Genomic DNA, 11,932 nt, shown 5'->3' on the forward strand with positions numbered 1-11,932 from the left:
AGGCATTTATGCATTCACTTTGCCCCTGCGGCAGCGCTCTGGAGTATAGCCTATGTTGCCAGCGATATCTGTCAGGCAGCGAGCTTGCGCTAACACCATCACAGCTTATGCGTTCGCGCTATAGCGCCTTTGTGATGAAGGACGCAGATTATCTGGTGAAAACCTGGCATCCGTCCTGCGAACCAGACGCATTCCGTGCTGACCTCGAAAAGAGTTTCGCTGGAACGGAATGGCTCGGTCTGACACTTTTTGCCGCCGATAACGGGAAACATGACGACGAAGGCTTTGTCAGCTTTGTTGCCCGCTTTCGTGAACATAGCAAGACGAGTGCCCTGATTGAGCGTTCAAGATTCTTAAAAGAAAATGGACAATGGTATTATATTGATGGTACACGTCCGTTAATCGGCCGCAACGACCCATGCCCGTGCGGGTCGGGTAAAAAATTTAAAAAGTGCTGCGGTCAATAAGACCGCCACACAGAAACAGCAAACACCTCAACAGGATTTCCCCCGCAATGCACTCATTACAACGAAAAGTGTTGCGTACAATCTGCCCCGATCAAAAAGGGCTGATCGCACGTATTACTAATATTTGCTACAAGCACGAACTGAACATCGTGCAGAACAATGAATTTGTCGATCATCGCACCGGGCGTTTCTTCATGCGCACCGAGCTTGAAGGCATCTTCAACGATGCCACACTGCTGGCCGATCTCGATGGCGCATTGCCGGAAGGTTCGATTCGCGAACTGACTCCAGCGGGCCGTCGTCGCGTTGTGATTCTGGTCACCAAAGAAGCACACTGTCTGGGCGACCTGTTAATGAAAGCCAATTACGGCGGGCTGGACGTCGACATCGCCGCGGTTATTGGCAACCACGACACATTGCGAACGCTTGTTGAGAAATTCGATATCCCGTTTGAGCTGGTTAGCCACGAAGGCCATACCCGTGAAGAGCATGATACCCTGATGGCGGACGCTATCGACAAGCACGCGCCGGATTACGTGGTACTGGCGAAATACATGCGCGTCCTGACGCCGGCCTTCGTGTCACGCTTCCCGAATAAAATCATCAATATTCACCATTCGTTCCTGCCCGCGTTTATCGGCGCGCGTCCTTATCAGCAGGCTTACGATCGCGGCGTGAAAATCATCGGCGCCACCGCGCACTACGTGAACGACAATCTGGATGAAGGCCCGATCATCATGCAGGACGTGATTCACGTCGATCACACCTACACCGCAGAAGATATGATGCGCGCGGGACGAGACGTTGAGAAAAACGTTCTCAGCCGCGCGTTGTATCAGGTTCTCGCACAGCGCGTGTTTGTGTACGGTAATCGGACAATTATTCTGTAAGGCGGATGACCGTTGCAGGGCTTTTAAACGTTATGGGCAAAAAGCACGCAAACGGTTCATTTTCCTGAAAGGAAGTCTTTACAGCGGCGCGTCATTTGATATGATGCGCCCCGCTTCCCAAAAGGGAGCAGGCTAGTAAAAGCATTACCCCTGGCGGGGTTCCCGAGCGGCCAAAGGGAGCAGACTGTAAATCTGTCGTCATCGACTTCGAAGGTTCGAATCCTTCCCCCGCCACCACGAATTCCGGTCAGTACCAGCATCAAATCCTACCCCTGGCGGGGTTCCCGAGCGGCCAAAGGGAGCAGACTGTAAATCTGTCGTCATCGACTTCGAAGGTTCGAATCCTTCCCCCGCCACCATCTCTTCTTCAGCACTACCTTAAAACCCAACTTAGATGCCACATTTTTCTCTACACAGGGAAGGATGAGAAGCTTCGACCAAGGTTCGATTCGAGCAACGCGAGAAAGCGTTGCCGCAGGCAACGACCCGAAGGGCGAGACGCGTTAGCGTCAAGTCATCCTTCCCCTGCCACCATCTCTTCTTCAGCACTACTTTAAAACCCAACTTAGATGCCACATTTTCGCCAGTTTTTCATCACTCAAATCACAGGCAAACGCCGTTTCACGGGCGAACTCTTCACAATCGATGTATTGCACTGCGCAAATTCGGCTAACCCATCGAGCAGCGTATCCAGCTGAGTAATATCTTTCACGACTAATCGCATCACAAAGCAGTCTTCCCCGGTCACCTTGTCACATTCAATGCATTCCGGTATCGCCTGAATATATTTATCGACTTTTTGTAGTAGCCCCGGCAGTGGTCTGACACGCACCAGCGCTTGCAGGGTATAACCGAGCGCTGACAAATTCACTCTGGCGCCATAGCCCTGAATCACTCCCCGCTCCTCCAGACGTTTTAAGCGTTCGGCTGTACTGGGCGACGTCAGTCCCACTCGCGCACTCAGTACCTTTAATGAAAGCCGCGCATCCTCTGCCAACGCCGCTACAATCGCCCGATCGATATCATCAATAAGGATATCCATCACATTCACCTTATTTAAAAAAGAAAAAAACACCTTTTACCTTATAACAAGTATGTAACACATTCAGCCTCTGCCCCACAATATGGCCATCTGATTATGGAGGTGTGTATGCGTGATCGTAATATTGGCGTCTGGCACATGAGCCTGGCGATGTTGATTTCCGGATCTATCGGCGCGTTTGTCATGCTATCGGGTTTGCCCGTTATCGACGTCGTTTTCTGGCGGTGTGCCATTGGCGCGCTCACATTAGGCGCATTTATTCTTCTGAGTCGACAACCGTTCAGCCGTCTGACGCGTGCAACGTGGCTGCTGGCGGTGGCCGGTGGCATCGCACTGGTTATCAACTGGCTGCTTCTGTTTGCCGCCTACGACAAGATTTCGATTGGGATGTCGACAGTGGTCTACAACACTCAGCCGTTTATGCTGGTGTTAATGGGTATGCTGACCGGCGAGCGGGTATCGCGGGTGAAATGGGCCTGGCTGATGCTGGCGTTTTGCGGCGTGGTGGTGTTGTTATCAAGCGAACTCAGCGGGGGGCATCACACCGATTTACTGACAGGGATTGCGCTGGCATTAAGTGCGGCCTTTTTCTATGCGTTGACGGCCATCATTGCCCGGAAATTACGCCCGCTTCCTCCGCAGCATATCGCCTTTATCCAGGTATTGACCGGAGTGGTGATGCTGTTCCCGCTGGCGCATTTCACCTCGATTTCTGCAACCTTCCCGTGGGGAATTTTGCTCACGCTCGGGATTGTTCACACCGGGGTAATGTATCAACTGCTCTACAGCGCCATTCAGAAATTGCCAACGCCCATTATCGGCTCGCTCTCGTTTATTTATCCGTTAGTGGCGATTGTTGTCGATAGTCTGGCGTTTGGTCATACGCTGAGCGCGATACAGTGGCTCGGCGGGATACTGATCCTGTTTGCGGCAGCGGGGAATAATCTGGGTTGGGGCACAAAAGAAAAGACCCCGCATCAGCAGGGCCTTGAACAGAAAGCGCGGTAATTAGCGACGCGCGCGAACAATCTGGTATTTGCGTGTCAGGTATTCCACCGGCACGCTCCAGATATGTACCAGACGCGAGAACGGGAACAGCAGGAACAGCGTCATACCGAGCACCAGGTGCACGCGGAAAATAAACGCGACACCGTCCAGGTACGCAGACGCGCCACCGTGGAAAGTCACCACCGACTGCGCCCAGCCAACCAATTTCATCATTTCGCTGCCGTCCATATGCTGCGCAGAGAACGGAATGGTCAGCAGACCCAGCGCGCACTGGATAACCAGCACTGAGAGCACCAGAATGTCGGCACCGGTAGTAGTCGCACGCACACGCGGATTAAACAGACGACGTTTGAGCAGCAGAATACCGCCGACCAGACACATCAGTCCGGCAGCACCGCCGCCGAACATCGCCATTTTCTGTTTCACTTCCAGCGGCAGGAACGATTCATACATCCAGTGCGGCGTCAGCATCCCGAGGGCGTGACCGGCAAATACGCCGAGGATCCCGAGGTGAAACAGGTTCGACGCCAGGTTCATGCCTTTTTTGTCCAGCATCTGGCTGGAGCCCGCCCGCCAGGTGTATTGTCCATAGTCGTAACGCAGCCAGCTGCCGACCAGGAATACCGCTCCGGCGATGTACGGGTAGATGTCAAAGAAGAACATATTCAGGAATTGCATTAGCGCTCCCCTCCAGTGGAAATATTCAGATACTGCGGCGCAACGGCACCGGCAAAACGACGCTGATGGGCGGCGATATCCGACTCAGCGCATCCCGGGTCTGCAAAGAATTTAACCTGCTCTTCTTCCCAGACCGCATCCAGCGCCTGCGGGGTATCATCGCGGGCTTCGTCCGCAATTTTTTCCGCCATTTTCTCGCTATCCACGTCGGTGCTCGCCAGCTTCAGCAGCACGTCGAACAACACCGCATACTGACTTTCACGCTGTTGCAGACGCGCACTCAGCAGCGCCAGAATGGGCGCGATATCCTGCAATCCACCCTGCGCGTCTTCACGCGGCAGCTGCGCCAGATATTCCAGATACAACGGCAGATGATCCGGCAGTTCGCGGCTGTCGAGTTCTAAACCATGCTGCGCATACTGCGCCATCAGGTCGACCATCGCCTGGCCACGATCACGAGATTCACCGTGTACATGTTCGAACAGCAGCAGCGACGTCGCGCGGCCGCGGTCAAACAGTTCGCTGTAAGCCGCCTGCACGTCGAGCACATCTTTTTGCGTCTGATCTCGAACGAAGACGCACAATGACTGGGCGTCCTCTTTGCTCAGTACGTCAGACTCGGCCAGCGCGTCGTAAACTTCCTGCTGATGCTGCCACAGGGCAGCATCCGGGTATTCCAGAAGACGGGAGACAATCACCAGTTCTTTCATGATTTGCGCTCCGTTTTGCTGGTCACATCAATCGCGTCGATACGACGGCTGTTGAACAGGTTGAACGCGCTGTCGGAACCGCTGCAACCGTCGCCGAAGCTAAAGCCACAGCCACTTTTTTCCGGGAACGCGTCGCGAGCCAGTTCACGGTGGCTGCTTGGTACTACGAAGCGGTCTTCGTAGTTAGCGATGGCCAGATAACGGTACATTTCCTGCGCCTGGGCTTCGGTCAGACCGACTTCGTCCAGTGCGCTGGTATCGTTCACGCCATCAACGGTTTCGGCACGTTTGTAGTGACGCATCGCCAGCATACGTTTCAGCGCACGCAGAACCGGCGCGGTGTCGCCCGCAGTCAGCATGTTTGCCAGATACTGCACTGGAATGCGCAGGCTATCGACGTCCGGCAGAATGCCGTTGCTGCCAATCTCACCGGCATCCGCCGCAGACTGAATCGGAGACAGTGGCGGCACGTACCAGACCATCGGCAACGTGCGGTATTCCGGATGCAGCGGCAGCGCCAGCTTCCAGTCCATCGCCATTTTATACACTGGCGATTGCTGTGCGGCGTCAATCACGCTTTGCGGAATGCCGTCTTTCAGCGCCTGCTCAATCACTTTTGGATCGTTCGGATCGAGGAACACGTCCAGCTGACGCTGGTACAAATCTTTCTCGCTCTCGGTGCTCGCCGCCTGTTCGATAGCGTCCGCGTCATAAAGCAGCACGCCGAGGTAGCGAATACGGCCGACGCAGGTTTCGGAGCATACGGTCGGCTGACCGGCTTCGATACGCGGGTAGCAGAAAATGCACTTCTCGGATTTGCCACTCTTCCAGTTGAAGTAGATTTTTTTGTACGGACAACCGGTGATGCACATGCGCCAGCCGCGGCACTTATCCTGATCGATAAGCACAATGCCGTCTTCTTCGCGCTTGTAAATCGCGCCGCTCGGACATGTCGCGACACACGCCGGGTTCAGGCAGTGTTCGCACAGGCGTGGCATATACATCATGAAGGTGTTTTCGAACTGACCGTACATTTCCTTCTGGATGTTCTCGAAGTTTTTGTCACGGGACAGTTTGGAAAACTCGCCGCCCAAATCATCTTCCCAGTTCGGTCCGGCGGTAATTTTGTCCATACGCTGGCCGGTTATCAGCGAGCGCGGACGCGCAATCGGCTGATGCTTACTTTCACTGGCTTTGTGCAGGGTCTGGTAGTCAAAATCAAACGGCTCGTAATAATCGTCGATGCCCGGCAAATGCGGGTTCGCGAATATTTTACCCAGCAGCAGCGCTTTGTTACCCATGCGCGGCACCAGTTTGCCGTTGATTTTACGGATCCAGCCACCCTTCCATTTCTCCTGGTTTTCCCAGTCGTTAGGGAAGCCGACGCCCGGCTTGGTTTCCACGTTGTTAAACCACGCGTACTCCACGCCTTCGCGGCTGGTCCAGACGTTTTTACAGGTGACTGAGCAGGTGTGGCAACCGATGCATTTGTCGAGATTCAGCACCATGCCGACTTGTGAACGAATTTTCATTTTACGCTCTCCTGTACCTGGTCGTTACCTTCGCCGTCTAACCAGTCAATGTTCTTCATCTTGCGGACGACCACGAACTCATCACGGTTCGAGCCAACGGTGCCGTAGTAGTTAAAGCCGTAGGCCAGCTGCGCATAACCGCCAATCATATGGGTCGGTTTCGGGCTGATACGGGTCACAGAGTTGTGAATGCCGCCGCGCTGGCCGGTAATTTCCGAGCCTGGCAGGTTCACGATACGTTCCTGGGCGTGGTACATCATGGTCATCCCCGCCGGAACGCGCTGGCTCACGACCGCACGCGCCGTCAGGGAACCGTTACTGTTGAACACTTCAATCCAGTCGTTATCTTCGATACCCAGATCTTTGGCATCGGCTTCGCTCATCCACACAATCGGGCCGCCGCGTGACAGGGTCAGCATCAGCAGGTTGTCACTGTAGGTTGAGTGAATGCCCCATTTCTGGTGCGGCGTCAGGAAGTTCAGCGCCTTCTCAGGGTTGCCGTTGGATTTCTGGCCCATCACCGCTTTCACCGAACGGGTGTCAATCGGCGGACGGTACACCAGCAGGCTTTCACCGAAATCACGCATCCACTGGTGATCCTGATACAGCTGCTGACGGCCGGACAGCGTACGCCACGGGATCAGCTCGTGAACGTTGGTGTAACCGGCGTTATAAGAGACGTGTTCATCTTCAAGGCCAGACCAGGTCGGGCTGGAGATGATTTTGCGCGGCTGGGCCTGAATATCGCGGAAGCGAATTTTCTCGTCTTCTTTATTCAGTGCCAGATGCGTGTGATCGCGACCGGTGATTTCACTCAGCGCGGCCCAGGCTTTCACTGCAACCTGACCGTTGGTTTCCGGTGCCAGCGTCAGGATCATTTCTGCGGCGTCAATCGCCGTGTTGATCATCGGCTGGCCTTTCGCCGGGCCGTCGGCCTTGGTGTAGTTCAGCTTACGCAGCAGCTCGACTTCGCTATCGGTGTTCCAGGCAATGCCCTTCCCGCCGTTGCCGATTTTCTCCAGCAGCGGTCCGACTGAGGTAAAGCGTTCCCAGGTGGCCGGGTAGTCGCGTTCCACGGTCATGATGTGCGGTGCGGTTTTGCCCGGGATCAGGTCACATTCGCCCTTCTTCCAGTCCTTCACGTCCATCGCCTGCGCCATTTCGGCCGGGGAATCGTGCTGGATTGGCAGCGTCACCACGTCAGTTTCTTTACCCAGATGGCCGACGCAGACTTCGGAGAATTTCTTGGCGATATCTTTGTAGATATCCCAGTCGCTTTTCGATTCCCACGCCGGATCGACAGCCGCAGACAGCGGGTGAATAAACGGATGCATATCCGACGTATTCATGTCGTCTTTTTCATACCAGGTCGCGGTCGGCAGCACGATGTCAGAGAACAGACAGGTGCTCGACAGGCGGAAGTCCAGCGTTACGACCAGATCCAGTTTGCCGTCGAGGCCGTTATCAACCCATTCCACTTCTTCCGGCTTCACACCGCCCTGCACGCCCAGATCTTTGCCCTGAATGCCGTGCTCGGTACCCAGCAGGTACTTCAGCATGTATTCGTGGCCTTTACCGGACGAGCCCAGCAGGTTTGAACGCCAGATAAACATGTTACGTGGGTGGTTTTTGCCGTTGTCCGGACGCTCGGACGCAAAGTGCATCGAGCCGTCTTTCAGGGATTTGACGGTGTAATCCACTGCGGACATCCCGGCTTTCTCGGCGTCAGCCGCAATGTGCAGCGGGTTGGTGCCCAACTGCGGCGCGGAAGGCAGCCAGCCCATGCGCTCTGCACGCACGTTGAAGTCAACCAGATGCCCGGTGTAGCGGGATTTATCCGCCATCGGCGACAGCAGTTCCTGCGCGGTCAGCGTTTCATAACGCCACTGGCTGGAGTGGTTGTAGAAATAAGAGGTGCTGTTCATGTGACGCGGTGGACGGTTCCAGTCCAGCGCAAACGCCAGTGGAGTCCAGCCGGTTTGCGGACGCAGTTTTTCCTGTCCCACATAGTGGGCCCAACCGCCGCCACTCTGGCCTACGCAGCCACAGAAAATCAGCATGTTGATAATCCCGCGATAGTTCATATCGAGGTGATACCAGTGGTTCAGGCCCGCGCCGACGATGATCATCGAACGACCGTGGGTCTTATCGGCGTTGTCCGCGAATTCACGCGCAGTACGGATGATCTGCGCGCGGGACACGCCGGTGATTTTTTCAGCCCATGCCGGGGTATACGCTTTGATGTCGTCGTAGCTGCTGGCACAGTTTTCGTCGTTCAGACCGCGTTCCAGGCCGTAGTTGGCCATGGTCAGGTCGTAAACGGTGGTCACCAGTTGAGTGGAGCCGTCTGCCATCTGCAGGCGTTTCACCGGCAGTTTGTGCAGCAGAATGTTTTCCAGCTCTACGTTGGTGAAATGCTCGGTGCCGTCGCCGCCGAAATACGGGAAGCCGACTTCAGCGATATCGTCGTGGCTGCCTAGCATGCTCAGGCGCAGCTGAATTTCTTCGCCGCTGTTGCCGTCGCGCTGTTCGAGATTCCACTTGCCTTTATCGCCCCAGCGGAAACCGATCGAGCCGTTTGGCACGGTGATTTCGCCGTTATCGTCAAAGGCAACGGTTTTCCATTCTGGATTCTGTTCCTGGCCCAAACCGTCAACGAGGTCTGACGCACGCAACATACGGCCTGCAGCGTAGTAACCGTCACGTTCTTCCAGCGCTACCAGCATCGGCATGTCGGTATAACGACGCACGTAGTCGGTGAAGTACTGGCTCGGTTTGTCGAGGTGGAACTCGCGCAACATGACATGGCCCATCGCCAGTGCCATTGCAGCATCGGTACCCTGTTTCGGGGCCAGCCACAGATCGCACAGCTTGGCGATTTCAGCGTAGTCAGGGGTAACCGCGACGGTTTTGGTGCCTTTGTAACGCACTTCGGTAAAGAAGTGAGCGTCCGGGGTACGCGTCTGCGGCACGTTAGAGCCCCAGGCGATGATGTACGAAGAGTTATACCAGTCGGCCGATTCTGGCACGTCGGTTTGCTCACCCCAGGTCTGCGGAGACGCCGGAGGCAAGTCGCAATACCAGTCGTAGAAGCTCAGACAGGTACCGCCAAGCAGTGACAGGTAACGTGCGCCCGCTGCGTAGGAAACCATCGACATCGCCGGGATCGGCGAGAAGCCCGCCACACGGTCAGGACCGTAGGTTTTGATGGTATAGACGTTCGACGCCGCAATCAGCTCGTTCACTTCCTGCCAGGAAGAACGCACGAAGCCGCCACGACCACGGGCCTGTTTGAAGCTTTTCGCTTTGTCTGAGTCTTCGATGATAGAAGCCCAGGCATTCACCGGATCCGGATGCTGAACTTTCGCTTCACGCCACATTTTCATCAGGCGTTTGCGCATCAGTGGATATTTCAAACGGTTAGCGCTGTAGAGATACCAGGAGTAACTGGCGCCACGTGGGCAGCCGCGCGGCTCATGGTTCGGCATATCCGGACGGGTACGCGGGTAGTCGGTCTGTTGGGTTTCCCAGGTGACCAGGCCGTTTTTCACGTAAATTTTCCAGCTACATGAACCCGTGCAGTTTACGCCGTGGGTAGAACGCACCACTTTGTCATGCTGCCACCGCTGGCGGTATCCATCTTCCCAGTCCCGGTTAGTTTCCATAAGCTGACCATGCCCATCGGCAAACGTTTCGCCCTTCTGCTTGAAGTAGCGAAACCGGTCCAGAAATTTGCTCATCGGGTTTCTCCTGTATGGAGCCTGTCGGCTCTCTGATAAATCGACATTGCAACAATTGCGGCGAAAGTAACCTTATGAAAGGAGATGGGAATTGATGGCGATCAAGGCAGGATTTGTTAACAATCAGACGAAAAACCACGAATACCACCAAAGTATTAGCTATTTTTATTTTTTAAATCATTGTTTTATAGCTATTTATTGAGAAGCGTCTGACTCATTTGATGTCTGGATACCGATGCGAGGTATTAAGGGGTAGACGCCTGCTCACGCGCCTTTTACGCGCCAAAACTCACAGGCCGATAACCTGGAGAAACCAATGAGTATGTTGTAACTAAATGAGAATAAAAAAATGGCGCGATCGCGCGCGCCATGATAATCAAAAAGTAACGCTTATTTTTTTGTTTTACGTCCGTATACCACCCAAGTGATCAGCACACAGGCGATGTAGAACACGAGGAATACTTTCATGGCACCCGCCGGAGAACCGGTCATCTCCAGCGAAATACCGAAAGATTTCGGGATGAAGAAGCCACCAATCGCGCCGATTGCAGAGATGAAGCCCAGTGCTGCCGCAGTGTCGGTTGCTGCTTCACGCAGAGCATGTTCTTCGCTTCCGCCTTCTGCCTTCACTTTATCCATAGTCAGCTTACGGAAGATAACGGAGATCATCTGGAAGGTGGAGGCACTTCCCAGACCGGCCGTCAGGAACAGGCCCATGAACACCGCGAAGAAGGCGATGAAGTTACCCCCCTGGCCGTTAGTTGGCAGGGTCAGGAACAGCAGTGCGGAGAAGACGGCCATCGCGATGAAGTTAATCAGCGTGACGCGTGTGCCACCCAGGCGGTCAGAAATGCCGCCGCCCAGTGAACGTGCCAGCGCACCAATAAACGGACCGAAGAACGCGAAGTGCAGGATTTGCACGTCCGGGAACTGGGTTTTCGACAGCATTGCAAAACCGGCAGAAAAGCCGATGAACGAGCCGAAGGTTGCCAGATACAGCACCGCCATGATCCACAGGTGACCACGCTTCAGGACCGGCAACTGCTCTTTCAGAGACGCTTTCGACGCCGCCAGGTCGTTCATGAAGAACCAGGCTGCAAGGGTGAAGATAATCAGGAACGGAACCCAAATCCACGCCGCGTTCTCAAGGAACAGCGAAGAACCGTCTGGCTGAGCTACACCGTCGCCGCCAAACATTGCGAATACGGAGACGGAGATAACCAACGGTGCAACCAGCTGCATTACGCTCACGCCCATGTTACCCAGACCGCCGTTCAGACCCAGCGCCCCGCCCTGCTTCACTTTCGGGAAGAAGAAGCTGATGTTCGCCATACTTGAAGCAAAGTTCGCCCCGGCGAAACCGCACAGCAGCGCGATAATCATGAAGACGCTAAACGGCGTAGAGATGTCCTGCACCGCAAAGCCCAGCCACACGCACGGAATAATCATGATCCCGGTACTGAATGCAGTCCAGCGACGACCGCCGAAAACCGGCACCATAAATGCGTAAGGCACGCGAAGCAGTGCGCCGGACAGTGCAGGCAGCGCGGTCAGCATGAACAACTGATCGGTAGTGAAGTTAAAACCGACTTTATTGAGGTTTACAGCAACGGCGCTGAACAACATCCAGACGCAAAACGCGAGCAGCAGGCAGGGAACGGAAATCCACAGGTTGCGACTGGCAACACGATGGCCACGAGACTGCCAGAAAGCCGGGTCTTCAGGGCGCCAGTCAGTGATGACCGCGCCTTTATCCTTTTCCGATGCGGAAGTGTGACTCATATAAACCTCAAATGATGGAGTTAGTTGCCGCCACATTAGGGTTTACCAGCCGAGGTAAGTTGATATAAATCAAAGGAAAAGAG

At 54.8% G+C, this 11,932-nt stretch carries 9 protein-coding genes, 2 tRNA genes and 1 other RNA gene; 6 read left to right on the top strand and 6 right to left on the bottom strand.

The genetic code is table 11. The annotated features are described in order from the left end of the window. Positions 1–8 precede the first annotated feature (8 nt). From MUU47_RS12510 to MUU47_RS12530, 5 genes are all read left to right on the top strand, one after another. Positions 9–467: a YchJ family protein gene (locus MUU47_RS12510; RefSeq protein WP_258988508.1), complete on the top strand. Its 459-nt coding sequence runs from the start codon at positions 9–11 to the stop codon at positions 465–467. A gap of 47 nt (positions 468–514) precedes the next feature. Continuing rightward, entirely contained in the window at positions 515–1,357 is an 843-nt protein-coding gene (gene purU / locus MUU47_RS12515; protein ID WP_258988509.1) for a formyltetrahydrofolate deformylase, read from the top strand. Between the two features lie 152 nt (positions 1,358–1,509). Further along, a tRNA-Tyr gene (locus MUU47_RS12520) sits at positions 1,510–1,594 on the top strand. 37 nt (positions 1,595–1,631) lie between these two features. After that, positions 1,632–1,716: transfer RNA gene (locus MUU47_RS12525), tRNA-Tyr, on the top strand. 43 nt (positions 1,717–1,759) lie between these two features. Next, positions 1,760–1,891: non-coding RNA, RtT sRNA (locus MUU47_RS12530), on the top strand. 64 nt (positions 1,892–1,955) lie between these two features. Here the strand turns inward: MUU47_RS12530 and MUU47_RS12535 are convergent. Continuing rightward, on the bottom strand, positions 1,956–2,399 hold the full coding sequence (locus tag MUU47_RS12535; protein ID WP_258988510.1) for an Lrp/AsnC family transcriptional regulator: 444 nt from the start codon (positions 2,397–2,399) through the stop codon (positions 1,956–1,958). Positions 2,400–2,507: 108 nt separating this feature from the next. Between MUU47_RS12535 and MUU47_RS12540 the strand changes: the two genes are divergently transcribed. Then, the gene (locus tag MUU47_RS12540) at positions 2,508–3,407 is read left to right on the top strand and encodes a DMT family transporter (protein ID WP_258988511.1); all 900 of its coding nucleotides are present in this window, start codon (positions 2,508–2,510) and stop codon (positions 3,405–3,407) included. Here the strand turns inward: MUU47_RS12540 and narI are convergent, their stop codons facing one another. From narI to MUU47_RS12565, 5 genes are all read right to left on the bottom strand, one after another. Beyond that, on the bottom strand, positions 3,408–4,085 hold the full coding sequence (narI, locus tag MUU47_RS12545) for a respiratory nitrate reductase subunit gamma (protein ID WP_110508635.1): 678 nt from the start codon (positions 4,083–4,085) through the stop codon (positions 3,408–3,410). Beyond that, complete coding sequence (narJ, locus tag MUU47_RS12550) at positions 4,085–4,795, bottom strand: nitrate reductase molybdenum cofactor assembly chaperone (RefSeq protein WP_258988512.1); 711 nt, start codon at positions 4,793–4,795, stop codon at positions 4,085–4,087. Before narJ ends, narI begins: the two co-directional genes overlap by 1 nt. Beyond that, a complete protein-coding gene (gene narH, locus MUU47_RS12555; protein ID WP_258988513.1) occupies positions 4,792–6,327 on the bottom strand; it encodes a nitrate reductase subunit beta in 1,536 nt (511 codons plus the stop codon). The genes narJ and narH overlap by 4 nt, the downstream gene beginning before the upstream one ends. Next, positions 6,324–10,067: a nitrate reductase subunit alpha gene (locus MUU47_RS12560; protein WP_258988515.1), complete on the bottom strand. Its 3,744-nt coding sequence runs from the start codon at positions 10,065–10,067 to the stop codon at positions 6,324–6,326. Before MUU47_RS12560 ends, narH begins: the two co-directional genes overlap by 4 nt. Positions 10,068–10,457: 390 nt before the next feature. Further along, entirely contained in the window at positions 10,458–11,849 is a 1,392-nt protein-coding gene (locus MUU47_RS12565; RefSeq protein WP_258988516.1) for a NarK family nitrate/nitrite MFS transporter, read from the bottom strand. Between the last annotated feature and the right edge of the window lie 83 nt (positions 11,850–11,932).

The sequence above is a fragment of the Scandinavium hiltneri genome (genome assembly GCF_024764835.1).
In the GTDB taxonomy this organism is placed as follows: Bacteria; Pseudomonadota; Gammaproteobacteria; order Enterobacterales; family Enterobacteriaceae; genus Scandinavium; species Scandinavium hiltneri.

What these genes read in the sequence shown, in the direction of transcription:
- MUU47_RS12510 (WP_258988508.1), top strand. Translation starts at nt 9, where the DNA reads ATGCATTCACTTTGCCCCTGCGGCAGCGCTCTGGAGTATAGCCTATGT.
- purU (WP_258988509.1), top strand. Translation starts at nt 515, where the DNA reads ATGCACTCATTACAACGAAAAGTGTTGCGTACAATCTGCCCCGATCAA.
- MUU47_RS12535 (WP_258988510.1), bottom strand. Translation starts at nt 2,399, where the DNA reads ATGGATATCCTTATTGATGATATCGATCGGGCGATTGTAGCGGCGTTG.
- MUU47_RS12540 (WP_258988511.1), top strand. Translation starts at nt 2,508, where the DNA reads ATGCGTGATCGTAATATTGGCGTCTGGCACATGAGCCTGGCGATGTTG.
- narI (WP_110508635.1), bottom strand. Translation starts at nt 4,085, where the DNA reads ATGCAATTCCTGAATATGTTCTTCTTTGACATCTACCCGTACATCGCC.
- narJ (WP_258988512.1), bottom strand. Translation starts at nt 4,795, where the DNA reads ATGAAAGAACTGGTGATTGTCTCCCGTCTTCTGGAATACCCGGATGCT.
- narH (WP_258988513.1), bottom strand. Translation starts at nt 6,327, where the DNA reads ATGAAAATTCGTTCACAAGTCGGCATGGTGCTGAATCTCGACAAATGC.
- MUU47_RS12560 (WP_258988515.1), bottom strand. Translation starts at nt 10,067, where the DNA reads ATGAGCAAATTTCTGGACCGGTTTCGCTACTTCAAGCAGAAGGGCGAA.
- MUU47_RS12565 (WP_258988516.1), bottom strand. Translation starts at nt 11,849, where the DNA reads ATGAGTCACACTTCCGCATCGGAAAAGGATAAAGGCGCGGTCATCACT.